Below are 24127 nucleotides of genomic sequence, written 5' to 3' on the forward strand. Positions count from 1 at the left end.
GCATTCGATTGTAGAAGATCGCGGTGCGCGTGGTAGAAGATTCGCATTCGATTGTAGAAGATCGCGGTGCGCGTGGTAGAAGATTCACTTTCTATGGTAGAAGACGCGGTGTGCGTGGTAGAAGATTCACTTTCTATGGTAGAAGATCGCGGTGTGCGTGGTAGAAGATTCACTTTCTATGGTAGAAGATTGCGGTGCGCGTGGTAGAAGATTGGTTTTCCATGAGGAAGCTAGGATAGTAGAGGGATGTTAAGTTGGTTAGTATATCCTTGGAATAAAGTAGCTAAGGTATATATAATGCTAGATACTTTAAATGATTAAACGAAAAATACATTTTGGAAATAGGAATGTATAAAAATGTTATTGGATAAGAATTATTACGTGGCCCCCTACCTGGTGAGTGGTAGGGGGTTTTGTTGTTGAGTTTGAGGGTAGGAGATAGCTGGGTGCGTGGTAGAAGATTCGCATTCCATAGTAGAAGAATCACTTTCTATAGTAGAAGTTCTCGAATCCGTGGTAGAAGACTCGCTTTCTATAGTAGAAGTTCACGAATCCGTGGTAGAAGAATCACCTTCTATAGTAGAAGTCCGCGAATCCATGGTAGAAGATTCACTTTCTATGGTAGAAGTTCTCGAATCCATGGTAGAAGATTCACTTTCTATGGTAGAAGACGCGGAATCCATGGCAGAAGATTCACTTTCTATGGTAGAAGCTGCGGAATCCGTGGTAGAAGACTCACTTTCTATAGTAGAAGTTCTCGAATCCGTTGTAGAAGATTCGCATTCGATGGTAGAAGTTCTCGAATCCATGGTAGAAGTCCACGCCCCCATGGCAGAAGAGCTGCTCCAAAACGTGGCCCCCGCGCCGACCGTGGTAGAAGACTCACATTCGATGGTAGAAGTTCTCGAATCCGTGGTAGAAGACTCGCTTTCTATAGTAGAAGTCCACGCCCCTATGGCAGAAGAGCTGCTCCAAAACGTAGCCCCGGCGCCGACCATGGCAGAAGATTCACTTTCTATGGTAGAAGCTGCGGAATCCATGGTAGAAGACTCACTTTCTATAGTAGAAGTTCTCGAATCCATGGTAGAAGATTCGCTTTCTATAGTAGAAGTCCGCGAATCCGTGGTAGAAGACTCGCTTTCGATGGTAGAAGTCCGTGCCCCCCATGGCAGAAGAGCCGCTCCAAAATGCAGCCCCCGCGCCGACCATGGCAGAAGACTCGCTCCAAAACGTAGCCCCCACGCCCCCATGGCAGAAGAGCTGCTCCAAAACGTAGCTCCCACGCCCCCCATGGCGGATGAGCTACCCTAAAACCTAGCCTGCGACACATGTTTATTGCTTCCAGCCCAATGGGCCTGATCCGTTCTCATATCTGATAGACGTGGGGAGTTCAAAAAGTCGGGGAGGGAGTTAAGCATACTTTACACGTTAGATAAATGAGAAAGTATGCATCTTCAATTCAATGGTTGGATATTTTTTTCATAATATGTTATTTCGGTGAAAACTATTTACAATATATAAATTATGTGTTAAAGTTCAATTGAAAGCGTTACCAGTTAGGTATAAAGAATAGGAAGGTGAAAGTAAGATGGAGCATGCTAAGTTCAAGGGAATCTTTCCGGCGTTTTATGCTTGTTATGATGAAGTGGGGGAAGTTTCTGAGGAGAAAACAAAACAGCTTGTGAACTATTTATACGGCAAGAAGGTTAAGGGTCTGTATGTTGGTGGTAGTTCAGGTGAGTGTATATATCAGAATTTGGATGAAAGAAAACAAACTTTGCGTTATGTTGCGGAGGAAGCAAAAGGTAAGCTAACATTAATTGCACATGTTGGAGCTCCTTCAACACGGGATAGTATTGCGCTTGCAGCGTATGCAGAGGAGCAAGGTTATGATGCTTTATCTTCCATTCCTCCTATATACTTTCGTTTACCTGAACGTGCGATTCAGAAATATTGGGAAGATATTATGGATGCAACGAAACTACCCTTTATTATTTACAACATACCGCAAACGACGGGTTATCAATTGTCACTAGATTTATTTAAAAAGATGATGGCGAATGAAAAAGTAATTGGTGTGAAAAATTCCTCGATGCCTGTTATGGATATCGAACGTTTTAAAGCTGCGGGGAAAGAAAACACCATAGTATTTAATGGTCCAGACGAACAATTTGTTGCTGGGCGTTTAATGGGGGCTGACAGTGGAATTGGTGGTACATATGCTGCCATGCCAGAGTTGTTTTTAAAAGCAAATGAATTTGTAACTGCAGGGAAATTTGAGGAAGCAAGAGCAATTCAGAAGGAAATTAACGACATTATTATTGCCCTAACATCGTTAGAAGCAAATATGTATGCTGTAATTAAAGAAAGTTTGAAACAACGTGGACTTCACATCGGTAGTGTTCGTGAACCATTACAAGCAGTAAGTGAACATGAAATAGATAAAATAAAAGAAATAACAATGAAAATTGAGCAAAGTATCGCTAAATACCAATAACGTAAGCGCTATGCCGCGTCTTATTACTATTTCATAAAACTAAGACTTAGCGGATTTAAGATATATGGTGAGTGCAAATAATGAAAGCATGATCCCGCCCTGTTATTTAAAAAAGCTAGTAATCTAGCAACGTAGAAATACAGAGGGAGTCTAAAAAATGTAAGCGTTATCCCATTCTGTTATTTAAAAAAGTTAGTAATCTAGCAATGTAGAAATATATGGTGAGTGCAAATAATGAAAGCATGATCCCGCCCTATTTAAAAAAGCTAGTAATCTAGCAACGTAGAAATACAGAGGGAGTCTAAATAATCTAAGCGTCATCCCACCCTGTTATTTAAAAATCTAGAATCTAGCAATGTAGAAATATATGGTGAGTGCAAATAATGTAAGCATTATCCCGCTCCGTTATTTAAAAAATCTAGTAATCTAGCAATGTAGAAATACAGAGGGAGTGCAAATAATGAAAGCATGATCCCACCCCGCTATTTAAAAAAGTTAGTAATCTAGCAATGTAGAAATATAGAGGGAGTGCAAATAATGCAAGCGTTATCCCACCCCGCTTTTTAAAAACTAGTAATCTGCAATTTAATAATATAGAGGAATAACCATTTTTCAGCTTTACAGGTAAATGGAGGTGGTGTGAAGACATGGGGAATTAAAGTGAATGGAATAGATCTTTCTAATGAAAGAAGGGGCAATGTTGCGTGTCGTTGGAGGGAATTAATTTCATTTATATTTAAAAGGCGAAAAATTCCTCCAGCGAAGTTTGAAAGTTAGGTACGATTCAGGAAAAAAATGAAAAGATTAGGGAGGCAATTGTGTTGAAAAGAATGATGATGGCGTTATTCAGTCTTGTATTAGTTGTATCAGTTCTTGCGGCATGTGGAGATTCTGATAAGGATTCAGGCACGAAAAAGGATAAAGATACAGTGGAAATTTCATTATGGCTCACGCCGCAATGGAAAGGTGTCTTTGATTCTGATGAAGATAAGGCAGACTTTGATAGTTTCTTTAAATATGCGGCAGAGAAGTTTGAAAAAGAATATGACAAACATAAAGTAAAAGTAAATGTTGAAGTGATTGCTGGGGATCAACGTGATGAAATGTTAAACGTGAACCTAAATGGTGGCACACCTCCGGATATTTTCTTTGAGAGCGTATTTGCTATGGGGGACTATGTCCATCGTGGGGCGTTGCTACCAATGGATGATATTATCGATGACGAGGCAAAAAGTGATATAGAAGATACGTTTTGGGAGCCAGTAACATTTGGTGACAATGTTTACTTCTATCCATTTTCACATATGCCGGGAACGTTAGTTTACAATGCAGATATGTTTAAGGCTGCAGGTTTAGATAAATTTGTCGGTGATGAAAGTGAAATTAAAACTTGGACATTAGATGAATTTGAAACAATTTTAGAAACGTTAAAATCAGATACACCGAAGGATAAATATTCTAATGCATATCCGATGGGATTATTTGCAGTAAATAACCAAGGTGATACTTGGAATCTTGCTTATTTAAGAATGTTTGGTAATAAATTCTTTAATGACGAAGGAAACATCGTATTAGGTGATGAAAGTGGAGCAAAAGCAACAGCTTGGTTGAAGAAAATATATGATGAGGGACTTACAAATCCTGGAGCAGAGTCAGTTTCTTCCAATGATGTGAACGCAATGTTCCAAAACCAACAATTAGGAGTAAGCTTCACAAACTCTGTATTATTTAACAACATCAAAGCAGATATGGAGAATGGAAATGTAAATGAATTTGATGCAAGGTTAGCAAATATTCCATCTGAAAGTGGCGATCCATTATCCTTTACGTATGTAACAGGTGCTGCATTATTTGATACTGGTGATGATACGAGAATTGAGGTAAGTAAGGATTTCGTTAAATTCTTCTCATCTGATCCTGAACTAGTTACAGCATCGAAAAACGGTGTTCCAGTTAGAAAGTCTGTTGTTGACCAATTTAAAGATGAAAATCCGTTGTTCGCAGCTTATGAAGAAAATGCACCATATATGTTTAGCTTTACAGGAAACGTTCCTGGATACAACGAATTAAGACAGGTGCTATACCCTGAACTTCAGGCTTTGTATACAAACGAAAAGACACCTGAAGAAGCGGTAAACAGCTATCAAGAAAAAGGTAATGACGTAATTGAAAAGTCTAAAGCAGATTCAGTTATTTTTAATAAATAATGTAGAAGTTGGGGAGCAAAAACTCCCCTTCCTAGTTTAATGAGAAAGGTGAAATGGTGGATATGAAAAATAACCATGCACTGAAGCGAAACTTAACAGGATACCTTTTTATTGCACCGCAGCTATTGTTTTTCTGTGTGTTTCTTGTCTATCCGATTTTTGAAGGAATCCGTTTAAGTTTATATAAAATTAATTTCAATCATTTAACTTTCGTTGGCTTAGAAAACTATAAAACGCTTTTTAATGATGAGGTTTTTATTAAGTCTACAATTAATACGATTGTTTTCGTTATTGCTATTGTTGCATTAACGGTAGTCTTTTCTTTATTTGTTGCATCTGCAGTTTTTGATAAAAATGCAAAATATGTTTCTTTTATAAGAGGAAGTTACTACATCCCGGTTATGGTATCTATGGTTGTAATGAGTATGGTTTGGAGTTTCTTATTAAATCCTTCGAATGGTTTAATTCCATTTCTAGCAAGGCAATTGGAGTTGCCGGCAGTTAATTTTCTAGGGGATAAGGACTTGGTTTTACCCGTCATTATATTTGTGACATTTGCTACGAACGTCGGTCAAGCGATTATTTTATATATCGCGGCAATGATTGGTGTTCCTAAAGAAATATTTGAAGCAGCTGAGGTAGACGGTGCAAGTCGATTACGTGTCATATTTAAAATTTTAATTCCGCTTGTAAAGCCTACAACGATTTATATCATAATCATCAACATCATTAATGTATTGAAGATATTCGTTGTTATCCAACTCTTAACGGGTGGCGGACCAAACAATGCTTCAACAACATTAATGTACTTCTTATATAACAATGCCTTTAAATATAATCAATTAGGCATCGCATCGGCAGTAGGTGTCATCATGTTCTCTATCGCCATGATCTTATCTATACCGCAATTGCGCGCTATGTTTAAAAAGGATTAGAGGTGGAACACATGTCGAAGAAAAACAAAAAAAGTAAATTACGGATGGAAAGATTTGATATCGTTTCCAATGTCATTGTTTTCATCTTTGCAGTTATGAGTTTATTTCCATTATATTGGCTCATTACAAGTTCATTTAAAAATAGTGCAGCGGTTGTGAAGATGCCACCGGATTGGTTTCCAAAGACATTTAACTTCCAAAATTATATCGATGTGTTTAGTAATCAGCCTGCTTTTCGCTGGACAATGAATAGTATTATCGTTTCATCGGTAGCTACTATTTCACTCATAATTGTAAGTACGCTAGCTGCATATGCTTTTTCAAAATTGCAGTTTAAAGGGAAAAATATCATTTTCATTATTTTTATTTCAAGTTTAATGGTACCTAAAGAAGTTTTGATTGTGCCATTGTATCGTATTGTTGATCACTTAGGGATGGTCAATTCTCTTCACGGCATGATTTGGCCAAACGTTGCTACTGCATTTGGGGTTTTCTTATTGAAAGGATTTTTCGATACAATACCAGATTCATTACGTGAGTCAGCAAAAATTGACGGTGCCAGTGAATTACGTATTTTTTATAAGATCATGCTTCCAATGGTAAAACCAGGAATTGGTGCATTGTTTATCTTATTCTTCGTGCAAGTATGGAACGACTATGTCTGGCAATTAGTAATCGGTCAAGAAGTTGGTATGAAAACATTAATGGTTGGTACGGCAACCTTGATGCAAGACTTGAACCCTAACTTTGCATATAAAATGGCAGGTGCCACTGTTGCGGCAATTCCGATGTTAGTGATTTATTTATTTTTCCAACGGTACTTCACAAGAGGACTTGCAGTTGGAGCAGAAAAAGGATAAAAATTTTGCGGGAGCCAAAGATGTGTGGTGTTTTTAAATAGCATGTGTGTGTTGAAAATATCGTATGAAACGTCGCATGGAGCGGGCATGCACATGTTGAACTTCCGCGTATGGTGCTTAAATTTTACCTGGAGAATCTATGAAAGAAATAGTTGGATCTGAAAAGATGATGATGAAATATACTTGTTTTCTGATGGAGATGTAGCATATGAAAAATAATACTGAAATCCTAGAGCAAATTAAACATGAATTAATCGTATCTTGTCAGGCCCTTCCTGACGAACCTTTGCATAGCTCCTTTATTATGGGACGCATGGCAAAAGCTGCCCAACTCGGTGGTGCGAAAGGAATAAGGGCAAATAGTGTAGAAGATATTGAGGAAATAAAGAATGTGGTCCCATTACCAATCATTGGCATTATGAAAACGGAATATGCTGGTTCTGATGTTTTCATTACACCAACCATGAAAGAAGTGCAAGCACTTGTTGACGTTGGTGCTGATATTATTGCGTTAGATGCAACATGCAGAATACGACCTGACAAACAGACAATAAAGGAATGCTTCCCTATTATACGAGAAAAGTTTCCAAATCAATTGTTTATGGCAGACTGTTCTACTTATGAAGATGGTATGTTGGCATATGAATTAGGGTTTGACCTGGTTGGCACCACCATGTGTGGGTATACAAAGGAAACAGAGGCAATTGAACTACCTCATTTTAACTTAATAGAAAAGCTAGCAAACAATCTACCTATTCCTATTATTGCAGAAGGCGGGATATGGACACCTGAGGATTTAAGTAGAGCTTTTCAGTGTGGAGCGTATGCAGCTGTAGTCGGAACAGCGATTACAAGACCAAAAGAAATTACCGAAAGATTTGCGGCAAGTTTACAAGATTGGAAGAATCATGACCTAAAAAGTCTTTAATTAAAATGAATATCTACCGGATGAATTGATATAAACCAAGCAACAGTTTGGTAACTCATTTGATGAGCAACCTAAGAAATGAAGGATGAAACTTATGAGAATTTTAGGTGTTGACATTGGTGGTACCATGATGAAGTTTGGTATTACGGACGAACAAGGTATAATTGAACAGTATAGGGAATATCCAACGGAAAGTAAAAAAGGTGGTCCATATATTGTTCAAAAGGTGATAAACCTCATATCTAACTTCACAGATTTTGATGCAATTGGTATTAGTACTGCAGGCCAAGTGAATCAGAAGGATGGTTCTATTCTTTATGCAAATGAAAACATCCCTCACTATACAGGTATGAAGTTAAAGGCAATTCTTGAGGAACATTTTCAAGTCCCTGTAAAAGTTGAAAACGACGTAAACGCCGCAGCGCTAGGCGAAAATTATTTTGGTAAGGGCTCTAAATATGATGATTTTTTATTCTTAACATATGGAACTGGAATTGGTGGCGCCATTGTTATGGCATCCAAAATATATCATGGTCAAGCCGGCATTGCAGGGGAATTTGGTCACATGATAACACACCCCAACGGAATACTTTGTAACTGTGGAAACAAAGGATGTTACGAAGCATATGCTTCCACAACCGCGCTCATGAAAAAAGCACAAAATGTAGATGCAAAGTATATCGATGGTAAAATTATCTTTGAAGCATACAGGCACAGTGATGAAAAAATAGGAAGCATAATAGACGATTGGGTCGAAGAAATCGCACTAGGCTTAGTTTCATTAATCCATATTTTTAACCCTCCTGCCGTCATTATAGGTGGGGGGATCATGGAGCAAGCTATATTGATTGAAAAAATATCCACAAGAGTAAAATATTTAATAATGGATAGCTTTCGTCATGTGGAAATTCAAAAAGCTACACTCGGCAACAAGGCAGGGCTATTAGGAGCTGCTTCCCTACACTTGAAGTGAAACTTTATGTTGTTTGGAAATTGTGTTCAAAGCAAGAATGAGTCGAGGGAGAAGTAAGGTTTCGGGGAAAAAATTATGCGTTGCTCGTATGATGGCAGTATTTACACGTAAATATTGTATGTAGAAGAGAGAGTTTTGGCTGTAGAGCCTTAAATATACTGAGATTTGGCAATGATAAACATGGAAACAACAACTAGTAAAAACCTGATTTATGTAACTAACAATCAATGGGGAAGGGAGAATTCCTTACTGATTGAAGAAGCTTTATTTTATGTGTGTCAATAAGCCTTGAAGATGATTGAAAAATAGGTGGGATAAGATGGAAAAAAAGGACATATTTTTATTAATTGAAACGAGATACCGTTCCTTTACAAACACGGAGAAAAAAGTGGCGGACTACATTAAACAACATACAAGAGATGTGATTTACATGTCAATTACTGATCTCGCTGATGCTTGTGGTGTAGGCGAATCTAGTATTTTTAGATTTTGTAAAACGCTCGACTTTAAAGGTTATCAAGAATTTAAAATTGCGTTAGCACATAGTTTTACAATGGATGACGAAACACCCCAATTAACGAGTGAAATCACGATGCAGGATTCAATCAATGAGTTATCCTCCAAGATATTATCAAGTACTGTCAATGCACTATCTCAAACAAACAAATTAATTAACAATCATGACATTGAAAAAGCTGTTGATTGGATGATAGAAGCCGAGAAAATTCATTTCTTTGGAGTAGGAACATCTCTCATGACTGCAATGGAAGGAAAAAATAAGTTTATGAGAATCACCAATAAGACAGAATGTTCATTTGACTCCCACCTTCAAGTAATGTCAGCTGCGCTTATGACACCAAAAGACGTAGCGATTGTGATATCTTACTCAGGATCAACAAAAGATACATTAGAAGTTGCAAAAGTAGCAAGTGAGCGGGGAGTAAAAGTAATATCCATTACCAGATTCCAAAAATCACCGTTAACAACCTACTCAGATATTACATTACTTTGTGGAGCCAACGAAGGCCCACTACAAGGAGGCAGCCTAACAGCTAAAATATCCCAACTCTACCTACTCGATGTCCTGTACGCTGAATACTTTAAACGAACAAACGAACAATCCATCCTAAATAAAGAAAGTACCGCAAAAGCCGTTATCGAAAAATTATTGTAAAGTAAAAGATAAGCCCCCCCCCGCCTGGTGAATGGTAGGGGGGGATTTTCAGGTTTAAGGGTGGCGTGGTAGAAGAATTGCATTCCGTGGTAGAAGTTCGAGGTGCGCGTGGTAGAAGATTCGTTTTCTATAGTAGAAGATTGCGGTGCGCGTGGTAGAAGACTCGCATTCCATGGTAGAATTCGCGGAATCTGTGGTAGAAGATTCGTTCTCTATGGTAGAAGATTGCGGTGCGCGTGGTAGAAGACTCGTTTTCTATGGTAGAAGATTGCGGTGCGCGTGGTAGAAGATTCGCATTCTATAGTAGAAGATCGCGGTGCGCGTGGTAGAAGATTCGCTTTCTATAGTAGAAGATTGCGGTGCGCGTGGTAGAAGACTCGTTTTCTATGGTAGAAGATTGCGGTGCGCGTGGTAGAAGATTCACATTCTATGGTAGAAGTTGGCGGTGCGCGTGGTAGAAGACTCGCATTCCATGGTAGAATTCGCGGAATCTGTGGTAGAAGATTCGTTTTCTATGGTAGAAGATTGCGGTGCGCGTGGTAGAAGACTCGTTCTCTATAGTAGAAGATTGCGGTGCGCGTGGTAGAAGACTCGTTTTCTATTGTAGAAGTTCGAGGTGCGCGTGGTAGAAGATTCACTTTCTATGGTAGAAGATTGCGGTGCGCGTGGTAGAAGACTCGTTTTCTATGGTAGAAGATTGCGGTGCGCGTGGTAGAAGATTCGCATTCTATAGTAGAAGATCGCGGTGCGCGTGGTAGAAGACTCGTTTTCTATGGTAGAAGACGCGGAATCCGTGGTAGAAGATTCACATTCGATGGTAGAAGATTGCGGTGTGCGTGGTAGAAGACTCGCATTCCATGGTAGAAGTTGCGGGATTTGTGGTAGAAGATTCGTATTCTATGGTAGAAGTCCGCGGTGCGCGTGGTAGAAGATTCGCATTCTATGGTAGAAGTTGCGGAATCTGTGGTAGAAGACTCGCATTCCATGGTAGAATTCGCGGAATCCGTGGTAGAAGATTCGCATTCCATGGTAGAATTCGCGGGATTTGTGGTAGAAGATTCGCTTTCTATGGTAGAAGACGCGGGATCCGTGGTAGAAGATTCACTTTCTATGGTAGAAGATTGCGGTGCGCGTGGTAGAAGATTCGTTTTCTATAGTAGAAGATCGCGGTGCGCGTGGTAGAAGATTCGTTTTCTATGGTAGAAGATTGCGGTGCGCGTGGTAGAAGATTCGCCTTCGATGGTAGAAGATTCACATTCTATGGTAGAAGTTACAGGATCTGTGGTAGAAGTCATTCTATCTGAGGCGGTTAATCCCCTAGTTCCTAATGTTTAAGATAACTTTCCAATATTTACATAGTTTAAATCGATCTCTAGCTAATGAATAGTAGTTCTCCTCCTTAGGAAGAATTTTGTAGATATATATAATAGCAGGATTTTTATCATCGATGTCGAATTATTATATATAGTGTATAAATTTCAGGGTGAAAGGGGTGTTTTCACGTTGGGCTATAAAATAATGAAGTTAGATTCACAATGGTGCGCTAGCTGTGGTGTCACGAATTTATTTAGGGCTCAGAATAATTTTGATTAGGAGTGATTTATATTGTTTGTGAAACCTCGTGATATTCCAGAGGATTTGCTAGAATTAGAGGTGTTAACGTCAAGGCTGAAACAACGTTTTAAAGGGAAAAATCTAATTGCTGATGAGGCAGCAAGACAGCGTGCCGGTTATAATGGTGAAAAGTCGATTGATTACTTTTTAACCTTTCTTGATAAGAAAGCCTACTCCATTCTCAACTATCTTCGCCTCTGCGATGAACATGGAGCATTCCAATTAGATACACTCATTCTTACCCCATCTTTCATATTAAATATTGAAGTAAAACATGTTTCCGGAAAGATTGTATTTGATAGTATGAAGCAAGCAGTTCGTACTAATACTGATGGAGAAAGTCAATATTTTAATCCACTCGATCAAGTTCATTTGCAACGATTACGCTTACATAAATGGCTTATGAACCATGGATTCCCCAAGCTTCCTATCGTCAACCTTATCGTTTATACGAATTCAAACTGTATTCTCCTAAATAATACTGACGATCCCCTTGTGAGGAAAACAGTCATCCGTAAGGAAAGTTTAATCAGTAAAATCCAAGAGCTAACACAGATTCATCAAAAGAAAATGATGAAACAAGAACAGTTTCAGCACCTTATTACAACATTAATTAACAAACATACCCCATTGAAAAGAGACTTAATGGGAGAGTTTGGCGTGAAGGTGAACCATTTAAGGCAAGGGGTTATCTGCATAGAATGTAGCGGATCACCAATGAAATGGAATCGTGGAAAATGGTTTTGTGCCTTCTGCAAAAATATCTCGAATGATGCACATATAAATGCACTATATGATTACAGTATGTTAATCAATACTGAAATAACAAACCGCCAAGCAAGAGAATTCCTCCAAATAGAAGGCACCCGAATTATGCATCGCCTATTAAAAAATATGAATCTCCCTGAAGTAGGAAAAACAAGTGACCGAAAATATAACCTAGCAGAATTTAGACAAAGAGAAATGAAGAAGAGAATGTAGCAGCAACCATGGATAATCGAGGATATCTAGCTTGAAGTAGCAAGTAGAAGGTTGTTATTGTAGAAGCTAGCGCTGTTGATGGTAGAAGATTGTGAATCTGTTGTAGAAGATTGGCCTTTGATGGTAGAAGATTGTGAATCTGTGGTAGAAGATTCATCTTTCATGGTAGAACATCGCAAATCCGTGGTAGAAGATTCATCTTTCATGGTAGAACATCGCAAATCCGTGGTAGAAGATTCATCTTTCATGGTAGAACATTGCGAATCTGTGGCAGAAGATTGGCCTTTCATGGTAGAAGCTCGCGAATCTGTGGTAGAAGATTCACCTTCGATGGTAGAAGATTGCCCATTCATGGTAGAAGCTCGCGAATCTGTGGTAGAAGATTGCCCATTCATGGCAGAAGCTCGCGAATCTGTGGTAGAAGATTCATCTTTCATGGTAGAAGATTGGCCTTTCATGGTAGAAGCTCGCGAATCCGTGGTAGAAGATTCACCTTCGATGGTAGAAGATTGTGAATCTGTGGTAGAAGATTGGCCTTTCATTGTAGAACATCGCAAATCCGTGGTAGAAGATTGGCTTTTCATGGTAGAAGTTGCGGAATCCGTGGTAGAAGATTGGCCTTTGATGGTAGAAGATTGCAAATCCGTGGTAGAAGATTGGCCTTTGATGGTAGAAGATTGCGAATCCGTGGTAGAAGTCCGTCTTGCTCATGTAGAAGATATTGGCATTCGATTTGATGTTTCCCCTTGTGTTTAGGGTAGTTGAGGTGATTATTAGCTATCATGGTCATCCCCCTCTTGGTTTATTGACTAGACTAAGAGGGGGATTTTTCATTGGAATCATTCTATTATCGTAATACAATTTTCAACCGCTAATTCGGTTCTGCCAAATACTACTCCACAACAACTTCATGTTCTTCATGCTCATGCAAATCATTTTCGCCTTTTACATGAATGACGATATTGTATGTGCCTGCTTCCTTGAATGTGTGCTTGGCAACGTATTCACCAGCATCATCTGTCATTTCTGCGTCAATATATGCGTTGTCATCGCCATCTGTTTGCTTGATTTCAAAGTTTACCTCGACGTCTTTTAATGGCTCGTTGTCTTGTTGGACGTGGACCATGAGTTCCGTTTCTGCTCCAGCCTTCACATTGTCTGGGTCCATGAAATGCATGTTAAAACCTTCCGCGTGGGAACCGTGATCACCATGGTCGCCATGTTCACCGTCGTGGTCCGCGTCGCCATCAGTTGCTCCTTCTCCTACTGTAATATTTGCAAGGGGCATTGTGTGTTGATCGCGTGCTGTTACGTGAATCTGAACGGTGAACACGCCGTCGTGATCAAATGATGTTTCGGCGGTATATGTACCATCTTCGTGATTGGTTGCATCTATTTTGTAGCTGTCGTCCTTTTTACCGTCTTCCCAAAATTCAAATTCGACTTCGGCATCCTTTACGACTTCATCGCCAAAGTTTACTTCGCCTTTTACTTCGATTGTTTCACCAGCATCTGCAGTTTCAGGTGCTTCAAGTTTCGCCTCTAGCACAGTTAATGCTTCGTCATCGTTGGTCGCGTCATCTCCATTTGCATTACCGCATGCCGCAAGAGAGAGTAGGGCAAGAACTGCGAATAAAACGATAAACTTTTTTCCAAATAATTGTTTCATTATAAAATCCTCCTTAAGTGGTAAAAAGAATATCTCGTACATGTTTTCTCTATTTTTTATCGTCTATCAAACCAGCATGAACAAACCTGCACTCTACAATTCTAATTTCTTTAGGTCATCTATAATCGTACTGATGGTTGCTGATTCGACACCATTGTATGATTTAATCGCAACACCCTCTGGATCAATGAGATAGAACCTTGTGCCGTGTGTCACCTGGTCATTTCCTTCAGGTGGTGGCATGAGTGGGCTCATAAAGGATTTGATAGAAATTTCCTTGATTGTATCAAAGTCATATCCAGTTAAAAATGCCCAATTGGATAAATCAGCGCCATATTGTTCGGCATATTCGGTCAGTACTTCAGGTGTGTCGTAGTCAGGATCGACTGAAAAACTAACAAGCTGAATATCAATTCCTTCATCTCTTGCCATATTTTGTAACTTCGTCATGTTGTTCGTCATTGGCAAGCAAACACTCGTGCAATTTGTAAAAATCATATCTGCAATCCAATACTTTCCTTTTAAATCATCCAATGAAAGTGTTTCGTTATCTTGTGTTGTAAAAGAAAAATCAAGTACATCTTTATTCATATTCGTTTCTATTTTCTCCCCACAAGCTACTAGTAATAATAGCGATGCAAAAAGGATAACCTTTATTATTTTCCTCATGAAGTTCCACCCTTTCATTTATCCATAAAATATAATAAAAAATAAGCAATTTGATTTAACATTTCTCTGTCATCATTTCCAAAAAATGTTCAGTATAATCTTGCTTGCAGTGCGCTATTTCGGGTAATCGCTGTTATCGGAGAAGTGCCCTCAAGCTTAGAATGGAAAGCGGGATTTGTAAAAAATCCACAAAAATCCATCAAAGTTTAACGTGAAAAGAGATCTCATCCTAATAAGAAATCACGATGGCGCTCATTCACTCCTAGAACTTGCATCAGGGATAAATTCGCCACAAGCAAATTCATTCCTAGAACTCGCGCCGAGCAAAGCTCATTCCCCTACCTGCCTCAATGCCACAACTCGGCCAAGCAAAACCCGCCACAATCCAAGGCAAAACTTAGTCTCCAATTCACTCCAAGCAAAGCTCAATCCCAAACTCGCGCCAAGCAAAATTCGCACAAGCAAGGCGGAAATTCAATTTCCAAACTCACTCCAAGCAAAGCCTCCACAATCCAAGGCAAAACTTAGTCTCCAACCCACTCCTAGCAAAATCTGCACAAGCAAGGCAAAGCTCATTCCCCAACTCACCCCTAGCAAAATCAGCACAAGCAAGGCGCCCCAACCCGCTCCTAGCAAATCAGCACAATCCAAGGCAAAACTCAATTCTCAAACTCACTCCTCAAACTCGCGCCAAGCAAAATTCCCCACGAGCCGAGCATAAAAACTCACCCAGTCACAACCCCATTCCATCCTCAAAACGAATAACTCCCTACAAACTCTTACCCACTCGTGTCGTGGTTTTGACAGCGTGTCCCTGAGCCGTCTGATCCAGTCATATGGTTCATTAATCTTCTTGTGGCCTCTGTAAACGTTAACAATTGGCCGCCAAATCCTTTTACAAATTTCTCTGCTTCTTCTCTTCTTTCAAATGTGAGAACTTGAGGTTGGCAGCAATGAATATCAACAGAAGTGCCCATGACGTACCAAGCGATCGTTGCACTGATGGTTGTATGTCTTAAAAAGTCGTGACAAAATGCTTGCATGACTTCCTCCCCAAGTTGGTGTTGGCGGATTAATCCACAATGGGCACAACAAAGGGATTCTACATGATGGTGATGTAAAATTAAACGATAGGATAGGCGTTCTGTTATGTGATGGTGACAAATGATACAATTATTTGTCGTGCTGACATCCTGCCTTTTATGATATTTTTGTGCTAATGTAATCCCACCAAAGGTTTTGACAACAAAGCCTTCATCAATCAAAGACTTTAAATCACGATGGACTGTCATTTCTGAGACATCCAGTTCCTTGCTTAGCTCGGATATTTTCATATTGATTCGCTCAAATACTAATTCTTTAATCCGATTTTGTCTTTCCAGAGGAAGCATATTTTCACCCCTTTGTTTCATGACCTGATGTAGAATATCTACTTTGATACTCAAGTTCAAAAAAATAAGTATGTAATAATTATTAACACATTCAAACAATTTCTAACATAAGTGTACCAACGAGATACGACGATAGCAACGGTACCCTGTGAACAAACTATGACAAATCCGGATATTTCCAGGAATTTATAGTGTTAACATTGTTCAACACCTGTAAATTAATGGAAGGCGAAAAGCTTGCCCTTATTAGTTTAGTGCTAAACTATTTAGTAATAAATATTCTGACATTTATATACTCGTTGCTAAATATTTTAATGTTAAATGAATTAGTGGTAATATAGATAAAGTGTTTTGAGTAGTGCAATGGTCATCATCCAAAAGGCTCATATTTTCAGAGGCCATTCGCACAAATTTTACAATTTAAATCTATTAAAAGGAGGAAAATATAATGGGCAAACTAGAGGGGAAAGTTGCCGTTATTACTGGTGGAGCCGGTGGTATTGGTAGAGGAATGGCAACAGCTTTTGCTAAAGAAGGAGCAAAAGTTGTTATTGTTGACTTAAATGAAGAAATGGGTAAACAAACTGTAAAGGATCTGCAAGTCCATCAAGAAGATTGTACTTTTATACAATTTAACTTAATGGAGCATGACAAGTTGCATACAATTATTGACCAAGTCATTAGCAAATACGGTCGATTAGATGTGCTTGTGAATAACGCGCATGCATCACGCCAGTTACCATTTGAAGAAACAACAAAAGAATTACTAGATCTTTCCTTTAATACAGGTTTTTATCCAACATTCTACCTTATGCAAGCAGCATTACCACATTTGAAAGAAACAAAAGGTAAAATTATTAACTTTGCATCTGGTGCAGGTATAAATGGTGATAGAAATCAAGCTTCCTATGCAGCAGCAAAAGAAGCCATTCGTGCCATCTCTCGCGTAGCGGCTAATGAATTCGGGAAATTTGGTGTGAATGTCAATCTAATTTCACCAATTGCAAATTCTGAAGGTGTGCAACAATGGGCAAAAGAGCAACCGGAATATTACAACAGAATGCTTTCAAATATTCCATTAGGCAGACTTGGTGATCCGGAAGAAGATATCGGACGTGTAGCGGTATTTTTAGCGAGTGAGGATTCAAATTATATTTCAGGACAAACCATCATGGTTGATGGTGGAGCTACAAAGTTACGCTAAAACTTATAAGTTTGGAAATGGCTTGAACCTTAAAAAGATATATTTCAAAAGGAGCTAGACCATCGCTTTAGACGGACGAACAATGAAATAGGGCAGTTTGCAAAAGTCTTCATCTTGCAAAAATGATAAACAGGGGTGGGGCAAATGGAGAATAAAAACATTTTCAAACTCATTCGGACTTTGGAGTTGCTAACGAACGAAACAATCATTAAATTTACGAAATCGTTTAATCTCAATGTGGGGATACCACAAATTTTAGTTTTAAATGAGTTAGCTCAAAAGGGGCCTCAAATGCAATCTGCGCTTGCAGCCGAACATGGCTATACACCAGGGGCAATGACAAATATTGCGGACAAACTAATTAAAGAGGGGTACGCAGTCCGGAAATTTGATGAATCAGACCGTCGCATTGTGTTGTTAGCAATTACCGAACAAGGTCTTGCAGTTTTAAAAAGGGCGGAGGAAAAAGGGAAGGAAATGCGTATGGACCTTTATTCCGTCCTTACTGAAGAAGAAGTGGAACAGCTTATTTTGATTAAAGAAAAGTTGTTAGATAGTTTGAGTAAATAGGGGTTATTTGCTTATGTTGCATTGCTGTAACAATTAGAACCATGCGCGTGTTTATCGCGTGCATAAAACGCACAATCTTTAAACATAAAAAAATTGTTATAGCAAATACTAATAAAAATTTATTAGCATCGTCCTAGTAATTGATAAGCAAAAGAGACGTCTAACTGTGAAAACTTATCGTGACATGAATGCAAAAGAGATTCGTTAACAGCGGTTTTCGCATAAAAAAAGTAATCATTAATGGAGGTAACAAAAATGGGAAGAGTACAAGATAAAGTAGCACTTATTACAGGAGCAGCATCAGGTATTGGTTTGGCAACAGCTAAATTGATGGCAAAAGAAGGAGCAAAAGTTGTAATTGCTGACTTCAATATTGAAGGAGCAAAAGAAGTTGCTGCAGAAATTAAAGCAGAAGGCGGAGAAGCAACTGCTGTTTTCCTTGATGCTGGACAAGAAGATTCTATTAAAGAAGCAGTTGAATTTACTGTTAATACTTATGGAACAATTACGGTTTTATATAATAATGTTGGTTTGACGAATCTTAAAAAAGACTTAGATGTTGTAAACATGGACCTTGATGAATGGGATCGTCTCATGAATATTAATTTGAAGAGTGTATTGTTAGGTTCTCGTTTTGCAATACCTCATATGATCAAAGCTGGCGGTGGTTCAATCATTAATACAGCATCAATGGCTGGATTTGCATCTGACTCCATCCGTTCTGCTTACGGTGCTTCTAAAGCTGGCGTTGCACATTTAACAAAATATATCGCAACACAATACGGTAAAGATAACATCCGTTGTAATGCTGTAGCACCTGGATTGATTTTAACACCAGCAGCTGAAAATAGCCTGCCACCAGCAATGCTAGAGATATTCAAAAAATACAATGCACTTCCATATAACGGTGAACCTAATGATATTGGATACACTGTATTATTCCTTGCATCTGATGAAGCGAAATATATTACAGGCCAAACAATTAAAGTTGAAGGCGGACATTATATCGCAAACCCAACAATTGCAGATGTAAATGAATTGATGAAAAACGCACAAGATAATCAATAATTGATAAGGAAGTATTGCAAAGAGCGCATGCGGATTGATTGCAAAAAATGAATTCGCATGCCCTCATGTAATAAAGAACTTTGAAAATGGCATGACAATGCGCGGGAAACGTTAATCACATCCCGGCAAGGGGCTCATCATGTAACGCAGCTTTCAAATTGAGAAGGTTAATCGCTCCATTATATTTTGTATCTGATAAAGCAAATGTTAATCGGAATGAACTGCCTACTTAAAGCAAGGAAGCTACACTACAACAAAATAAATTGATATACAACGAGGATTTGTGTAGAAAGGGAGAACATCATGGAACAAACGAAGAAAAAATTCCACTTTGCTTGGTTAGTCTTACTAGGCCTGTGTATCGTGGTAGGTTTAGGAAAATCAGCAATAAATAACTCGGCAGGACTATTCCTCACACCAGTATCGAAAGAACTTGGCGTGGGTATGGGAAGTTTGACATTATATTTAAGTATTTCAGCAATTGTATTATTAATCTTTTTGCCAATCGGCGGTAAGTTGATGGCGAAGTATGAAACGCGTTCACTCCTAACAGTAGCTGTTATCCTTCAAGCAGGGGCATTTGCATTGTTTGGATTAATGAACTCTGTATGGGGTTGGTATATTCTTTCTATTCCAATGGCAGTAGGTGGCGTGTTCACTACAGTTATTGCAGGACCAGTTTTAATTAACCAATGGTTCAAGAAAAGTAGCGGTTTAGCGCTCGGAATTATGGGAGCCGGTGTTGGAATTTTAGGAGCTGTCATTCAACCAGTTATCGGGCAGTTAATTTCAGGACAAGGCTGGAGACATTCTTACATTTACGTTGGACTTGCCGTCATTATCATTTCAATCCCAATGATTTGGTTATTCCTACGCATGTCTCCAAAAGATAAAGGATTACAACCATACGGCATGGATGCTAGTTCCGAAGATGGAAAAGCAGCACAAAGTGATGAAAATAGTGGTATTTCATTTGCAGTAGCAAAAAAATCAACTGCATTTATGCCCTAGCAGCCTTCTTCTTTATTGTAACAGCATTCGGAAGTTTCGCTGTGCACATCCCAACATACTTGATGAATTTAGACTACAGTGTAACATTCGCAGGTAACGTAATGGGAGCACAAATGGTAGGGGTATTTATTGGAGCTCTATTATTTGGATATCTAAGTGATAAAATCGGTGCGTAAACAACTGCTCTAGGCGCAATGTTCGTAGGGATTATATCCGTCTTATTATTATTATATTTCGCAACAAACGCAGTAGTTGTAACGATAGCTGTAGGTATTTTCGGTTTAGTAACAGCATCAATCGGTACGTTGGCACCAACTGTTACATCAGCACTATTTGGAAATAAAGACTACAGTCAAATCTATTCAACAGCATCTACAGGATTAGCAGTTGCATCTATCATTGCACTCCCTGCATACGGCTATATCTTTGACTTTGCGAAAAGCTATGTACCAGTACTATATATCTTGATCGCAATACTAATTATCAGCATACTTTGTATCATTGTTGCCTTCCGCGACAAAGAAAAATTAGTTGAAAAAGGTATGTGGAAATAAGATCGCAATCATGCTTATGAATGTAAATGAAAGTGATTTAGACGTTAAGTAGCACTAGTTTCTTTATACGTTCATGCAAGCCTTTATTTAAGCTTAGCCTGTAAATAGGCTAAGCTTCATATAAAATAAACCTTCACCATCCCTATATAGACTTTAGGGCCTCATGGTGGAGGTTTTTCGCTTTATTAGGCTTCAATCATGAAGATAGGAAACGTGGATGCGGGGTGGGGCAGGAACTTCTACCATGGAAACGCGAAGTTCTACCATGAAAGCTGAATCTTCTACCACGGATCCCGCGACTTCTACTATGAAAAGTAAATCTTCTACCACGGATCCCGCGACTTCTACCATGAAAGATGAATCTTCTACCACGGAATCGCGGACTTCTACCATGAAAGCTTAATCTTCTACCATGAAATCGCGGACTTCTACTATGGAAGGTGAATCTTCTACCACGGGATCGCGGACTTCTACTATGGAAGGTGAATCTTCTACCACGGCCGCGCTGTTCAACCATCGAAGTTGAATCTTCTACCACGGGATCGCGAAGTTCTACCATGAAAAGTAAATCTTCTACCACGGATCCCGCGTCTTCTACCATGAAAGTTGAATCTTCTACCACGGCCGCGCTGTTCAACCATGAAAGGTGAATCTTCTACCACGGGATCGCGAAGTTCTACCATCAAAAGCCAATCTTCTACCACGAATCCACCACGTTCAACAAACAATCCGCATTCCAACCTTTACACGCGTCAAAAAAAGGCTCTAGCGTTTGCTAGAGCCTTCCTTTTACATGTTCTATATCAATTAATAAAGACGTTTAAATGAATCGAAATGTTGGGACCAGTAGGAATTGCTTAGTTTTGAAACTGTGACGCCTGAGCTTGTGCCGGCGTGAATGAATTCGTTGTTGCCGACGTAAATGCCTAAGTGTGAGATTCCCGCGCGATATGTTCCAGAGAAAAATACGAGATCTCCGACTTGTGGTTTGTTTACAATATAAGAGCGATTGTAATAGCCATCACTTGAGAGACGTCCAATGCTCATGCCTGCTTTGTTGTAGGCGTAGTAGATAAATCCGCTACAATCAAATCCGTTTACAGTAGAGCCGCCCCAAACATATGGGATTCCTTTTAGGCTATTTGCTACTTTAATTAGTTGGTCAACGTTGTATTTTACGTCTCCAGATGGTTTTTCACTCGCGCTATTTCCTGCGCTTGATCCATTACTTGCACTACTATTTGAACTTCCGTTACCTTTAGAACCATTGATATTTAACTTTTGTCCGATATAAATCATATCAGATTTCAAGTTGTTCCAAGACTTGATGTTGCTGACAGAGACGCCATAATCACGCGCGATATGTGATAATGTGTCACCTGATTTTACAACATATACGGAAGTGGTTGCGACTTGTCCTTTTGAACCAGAAGTCGTCCCAGAATTCGAACTGTTGGAAGAGGAGGTAGTACTTCCAGAGTTCGTGTTATTCGCACTTGAGCTACCACTATTTTTAGGATCACTAACAACAAAAACATTGCCAGGGAAAATAATAGTAGAAGTTAAATTATTCCATTTCATTAAGTTACTCAATGAAACCTTGTTGGCAAAAGCGATACCACTTAATGTATCTCCTGCCTTTACCGTGTATGTATTTCCTTTATTCCCAGCATTAGTGGAATTATTGGAACTAGGTGCAGGTTTTTTATTAGTTGTTCCTGCATTTGAACTGCTAGCTGATGAAGTCAGCTTCAGTACTTGGTTTGGAAAAATAATGTCGCTTTTTAAATTGTTTATTTGCTTCAACTTTGCAACTGTCGTACCATGTTTCTGGGCAATGACCCAAAGGGAATCACCTGACTGGACAGTATAAGAACTAGCTGAAGCTTCGGCGTCTTGAACCGCGAAAAATGCAGATGCAACGACGGCACTTGCAGTAGCGCCTAGGTACATCTTCTTATTCGACATAGGGCTAAACTCCTTTCATGATTGACTAGTTAGTAAGATTGACCATGCAAACTAGTATTTTCTGACTATAATTATAGCCTTTAATGTCGAAAAATGATAGGTTAATAGAACTTTTGTAATAGGATTGTAATATTGAAGTTACTTTAGACCCATACCTTAACGCCTATTAATTGTTAAAAACAACCTATTATGTTCTATGAAAACTGTTAAATAGGTAATATGAATTTTTATGTTAAAAAAGCTTGTGCAAAGGTCCCAGAGATAATTCGCTGCCGAAAATTAATTTTAACTGAATATACGGTATCTAAATTTTGTTTATCTATTCTATAAATAATTACTGTGTATGTATGAATATAAAGGAAAATAATTGAATGCCAATCTCCGTAATGTCATCATATGTGAGATTTGTAATTTTAATTAAGCTAAATAGCTTGAAATAGAAAAATTGTTAGATGCTTAGGATTTATGCTATTTTGAGCCGAGTATATAGAAAATTTTGCTAAACATCTTATACCGTATAAACTTTGTTCAGATTGACGACTAAAAATCATCTATCTGAACAAGGAAGAATTAGTACTGAAATAATAAGAAGTATATTCTGCAAATAATATAAAAACAGTGAGGTTGTTGGAAGAAAAATTTTATTTTACTTTTGAAGAAAATTTGAGGCATCATTATACTATTGTCCATGGAATTAACTATCCATTAAATAGTAGAAATCAATCTCAATCCTTTTTATTTAGTATTTTTTTAGTTTGCCTATGAAAAATAAATAAACTTAAAAATACCTGTTTATTTTTTCATGCTTATTCGTTATAATAACGTCATGGGTAAAAAGAACTAATTATTTGAAGTGATTGTTTAGATTCTCAGCTAATCTTTTAATAGAACAATCCCTGGAATATAGGGTATAAGGAGAATTTAAAGAATTATTGAATTATAGATGATACTTGAAGGTTTTACTGATAGTCTTGATTATGGTTAAAGGAAAAGACTCTTGACTTATAGAGTCTTTTAAATATGTGGTTGAGAAAATAGTGTAGGGGTTTTGGGGGATAGCTTTCATTAACAAGTTAATGCTTCATAATACTATTTTGGATTTTATTGAAAAATAGTACTTAACATATGAGTTTGTTTTTGTTAGAATAGATATTATTATTTATTCTTATGAGCTAATTATGAGAGTGAGTAGTAAGTTTATGTAGTAAGTTTATAGGATTTATATATGAAATTATACTAAAAAAACATGCTCCTCCCGGATACTCATGTTATTTTTTTTGTCCTCATTTGAGTTTCTGTTATTAGATGCTACACTCTATAGGTTCTACCTCTCATCCAAATTTAATCCTTTTTCTTAAACAATTCTTGGATAGTTACACTTAGTTGGACAGATTCATTAAGGTCATATAAACTTAATTCATTAATAAGTCGGGAGAGAATTAATTATGGCCAAAAGAGAACGAAGAAACATTCACCAAAGAATTTAAAGAACAAATTGTTCAATTGCATCTTTCAGGTAAACCTAGAAATGAAATTATCAAGGAATACGAGCTGACGCCATCTTCCTTTGATAAATGGGTTCGTCAGCATAAAACAAGTGGATCATTTGAAGAGAAGGACAATAGAACACCGGAGCAGGAAGAATTAATCAGGCTCCGCAAAGAAAATCAAAGACTGATGATGGAGAACGATATTTTAAAGCAAGCCGCGCTGATAATGGGACGAAAGTAGATGTGATCCGAAATAACCGTCAAAAATACTCGGTATCAGCAATGTGCGCAGTCCTACAACTTCCAAGAAGCACGTACTATTATGAGGCGAAAGTACGAGATGTTCAAGATGAGGAATTAACAG

Annotated in this window: 27 protein-coding genes and 1 pseudogene; 22 read left to right on the forward strand and 6 right to left on the reverse strand. The window is 38.4% G+C overall.

Annotation, left to right across the window (positions count from 1 at the left end):
- The first annotated feature begins 66 nt into the window (after positions 1–66).
- The 16 genes from ACFFIS_RS06550 (at position 67) to ACFFIS_RS06625 (ending at position 12925) form a co-directional block, all read left to right on the forward strand.
- Complete coding sequence (locus tag ACFFIS_RS06550) at positions 67–207, forward strand: hypothetical protein (RefSeq protein ID WP_320380184.1); 141 nt, start codon at positions 67–69, stop codon at positions 205–207.
- Positions 208–450: 243 nt separating this feature from the next.
- A complete protein-coding gene (locus ACFFIS_RS06555) occupies positions 451–1311 on the forward strand; it encodes a hypothetical protein (protein WP_390186699.1) in 861 nt (286 codons plus the stop codon).
- A 277-nt stretch (positions 1312–1588) separates the two neighbouring features.
- The gene (locus ACFFIS_RS06560; protein ID WP_320380182.1) at positions 1589–2497 is read left to right on the forward strand and encodes a dihydrodipicolinate synthase family protein; all 909 of its coding nucleotides are present in this window, start codon (positions 1589–1591) and stop codon (positions 2495–2497) included.
- A gap of 830 nt (positions 2498–3327) precedes the next feature.
- Positions 3328–4704, forward strand: a complete 1377-nt coding sequence (locus ACFFIS_RS06565; RefSeq protein WP_390186712.1) for an ABC transporter substrate-binding protein — start codon at positions 3328–3330, stop codon at positions 4702–4704.
- Positions 4705–4766: 62 nt separating this feature from the next.
- Positions 4767–5639, forward strand: a complete 873-nt coding sequence (locus tag ACFFIS_RS06570) for a carbohydrate ABC transporter permease (RefSeq protein WP_320380179.1) — start codon at positions 4767–4769, stop codon at positions 5637–5639.
- 11 nt (positions 5640–5650) lie between these two features.
- Complete coding sequence (locus ACFFIS_RS06575; protein ID WP_320380178.1) at positions 5651–6499, forward strand: carbohydrate ABC transporter permease; 849 nt, start codon at positions 5651–5653, stop codon at positions 6497–6499.
- A gap of 208 nt (positions 6500–6707) precedes the next feature.
- Entirely contained in the window at positions 6708–7427 is a 720-nt protein-coding gene (locus tag ACFFIS_RS06580; RefSeq protein WP_320380177.1) for an N-acetylmannosamine-6-phosphate 2-epimerase, read from the forward strand.
- Positions 7428–7521: 94 nt separating this feature from the next.
- Positions 7522–8400 carry an ROK family protein gene (locus ACFFIS_RS06585; protein ID WP_390186702.1) on the forward strand — a complete coding sequence of 293 codons (879 nt, stop codon included), beginning with the start codon at positions 7522–7524 and terminating at the stop codon, positions 8398–8400.
- A 319-nt stretch (positions 8401–8719) separates the two neighbouring features.
- The gene (locus ACFFIS_RS06590) at positions 8720–9574 is read left to right on the forward strand and encodes a MurR/RpiR family transcriptional regulator (RefSeq protein WP_320380175.1); all 855 of its coding nucleotides are present in this window, start codon (positions 8720–8722) and stop codon (positions 9572–9574) included.
- A 145-nt stretch (positions 9575–9719) separates the two neighbouring features.
- Entirely contained in the window at positions 9720–9860 is a 141-nt protein-coding gene (locus tag ACFFIS_RS06595) for a hypothetical protein (RefSeq protein WP_320380173.1), read from the forward strand.
- Between the two features lie 116 nt (positions 9861–9976).
- On the forward strand, positions 9977–10117 hold the full coding sequence (locus tag ACFFIS_RS06600; protein WP_390186703.1) for a hypothetical protein: 141 nt from the start codon (positions 9977–9979) through the stop codon (positions 10115–10117).
- 202 nt (positions 10118–10319) lie between these two features.
- Positions 10320–10502 (forward strand): hypothetical protein, encoded by a 183-nt coding sequence (locus ACFFIS_RS06605; RefSeq protein ID WP_390186705.1) that lies wholly within the window; start codon positions 10320–10322, stop codon positions 10500–10502.
- On the forward strand, positions 10490–10756 hold the full coding sequence (locus tag ACFFIS_RS06610; protein WP_320380169.1) for a hypothetical protein: 267 nt from the start codon (positions 10490–10492) through the stop codon (positions 10754–10756). The genes ACFFIS_RS06605 and ACFFIS_RS06610 overlap by 13 nt, the downstream gene beginning before the upstream one ends.
- Positions 10757–10786: 30 nt before the next feature.
- Positions 10787–10909 carry a hypothetical protein gene (locus ACFFIS_RS06615; RefSeq protein WP_320380168.1) on the forward strand — a complete coding sequence of 41 codons (123 nt, stop codon included), beginning with the start codon at positions 10787–10789 and terminating at the stop codon, positions 10907–10909.
- Positions 10910–11185: 276 nt separating this feature from the next.
- Complete coding sequence (locus tag ACFFIS_RS06620) at positions 11186–12169, forward strand: nuclease-related domain-containing protein (protein ID WP_320380632.1); 984 nt, start codon at positions 11186–11188, stop codon at positions 12167–12169.
- Between the two features lie 75 nt (positions 12170–12244).
- Positions 12245–12925, forward strand: a complete 681-nt coding sequence (locus ACFFIS_RS06625) for a hypothetical protein (protein WP_320380167.1) — start codon at positions 12245–12247, stop codon at positions 12923–12925.
- A 136-nt stretch (positions 12926–13061) separates the two neighbouring features.
- Here ACFFIS_RS06625 and ACFFIS_RS06630 read toward each other — a convergent pair whose 3' ends face one another.
- The 3 genes from ACFFIS_RS06630 to ACFFIS_RS06640 all read right to left on the reverse strand — a co-directional run bounded on the left by ACFFIS_RS06630 (position 13062) and on the right by ACFFIS_RS06640 (position 15898).
- Positions 13062–13838 (reverse strand): FixH family protein, encoded by a 777-nt coding sequence (locus ACFFIS_RS06630; protein ID WP_390186706.1) that lies wholly within the window; start codon positions 13836–13838, stop codon positions 13062–13064.
- Between the two features lie 93 nt (positions 13839–13931).
- On the reverse strand, positions 13932–14507 hold the full coding sequence (locus tag ACFFIS_RS06635; RefSeq protein ID WP_320380164.1) for an SCO family protein: 576 nt from the start codon (positions 14505–14507) through the stop codon (positions 13932–13934).
- Between the two features lie 779 nt (positions 14508–15286).
- Positions 15287–15898: a DeoR family transcriptional regulator gene (locus tag ACFFIS_RS06640; RefSeq protein ID WP_390186707.1), complete on the reverse strand. Its 612-nt coding sequence runs from the start codon at positions 15896–15898 to the stop codon at positions 15287–15289.
- A 448-nt stretch (positions 15899–16346) separates the two neighbouring features.
- On the opposite strand from ACFFIS_RS06640, the gene ACFFIS_RS06645 reads away from it, so the two are divergent.
- From ACFFIS_RS06645 to ACFFIS_RS06665, 5 genes are all read left to right on the forward strand, one after another.
- Positions 16347–17102 carry an SDR family NAD(P)-dependent oxidoreductase gene (locus ACFFIS_RS06645; RefSeq protein ID WP_390186708.1) on the forward strand — a complete coding sequence of 252 codons (756 nt, stop codon included), beginning with the start codon at positions 16347–16349 and terminating at the stop codon, positions 17100–17102.
- A gap of 144 nt (positions 17103–17246) precedes the next feature.
- On the forward strand, positions 17247–17672 hold the full coding sequence (locus ACFFIS_RS06650) for a MarR family winged helix-turn-helix transcriptional regulator (protein WP_320380162.1): 426 nt from the start codon (positions 17247–17249) through the stop codon (positions 17670–17672).
- Positions 17673–17927: 255 nt separating this feature from the next.
- Positions 17928–18740: an SDR family NAD(P)-dependent oxidoreductase gene (locus ACFFIS_RS06655; RefSeq protein WP_320380161.1), complete on the forward strand. Its 813-nt coding sequence runs from the start codon at positions 17928–17930 to the stop codon at positions 18738–18740.
- Between the two features lie 303 nt (positions 18741–19043).
- Positions 19044–19751, forward strand: coding sequence for an MFS transporter (locus ACFFIS_RS06660; RefSeq protein ID WP_320380160.1), 708 nt, complete (start codon positions 19044–19046; stop codon positions 19749–19751).
- A 194-nt stretch (positions 19752–19945) separates the two neighbouring features.
- The gene (locus ACFFIS_RS06665) at positions 19946–20305 is read left to right on the forward strand and encodes an MFS transporter (protein ID WP_320380159.1); all 360 of its coding nucleotides are present in this window, start codon (positions 19946–19948) and stop codon (positions 20303–20305) included.
- 192 nt (positions 20306–20497) lie between these two features.
- On the opposite strand, the gene ACFFIS_RS06670 is transcribed toward ACFFIS_RS06665, so the two are convergent.
- The 3 genes from ACFFIS_RS06670 to ACFFIS_RS06680 form a co-directional block, all read right to left on the reverse strand.
- Positions 20498–20698 (reverse strand): hypothetical protein, encoded by a 201-nt coding sequence (locus ACFFIS_RS06670; RefSeq protein ID WP_390186709.1) that lies wholly within the window; start codon positions 20696–20698, stop codon positions 20498–20500.
- A 116-nt stretch (positions 20699–20814) separates the two neighbouring features.
- The gene (locus ACFFIS_RS06675; protein ID WP_390186710.1) at positions 20815–21033 is read right to left on the reverse strand and encodes a hypothetical protein; all 219 of its coding nucleotides are present in this window, start codon (positions 21031–21033) and stop codon (positions 20815–20817) included.
- A gap of 79 nt (positions 21034–21112) precedes the next feature.
- Positions 21113–22273: a C40 family peptidase gene (locus tag ACFFIS_RS06680; RefSeq protein ID WP_390186711.1), complete on the reverse strand. Its 1161-nt coding sequence runs from the start codon at positions 22271–22273 to the stop codon at positions 21113–21115.
- Positions 22274–23767: 1494 nt separating this feature from the next.
- On the opposite strand from ACFFIS_RS06680, the pseudogene ACFFIS_RS06685 reads away from it, so the two are divergent.
- Positions 23768–24127: pseudogene (locus tag ACFFIS_RS06685) on the forward strand (IS3-like element IS655 family transposase); the annotation flags it as partial.

Origin of the sequence: Paracerasibacillus soli, assembly GCF_042432965.1 — a bacterium.
GTDB lineage: Bacteria > Bacillota > Bacilli > Bacillales > Amphibacillaceae > Paracerasibacillus > Paracerasibacillus soli.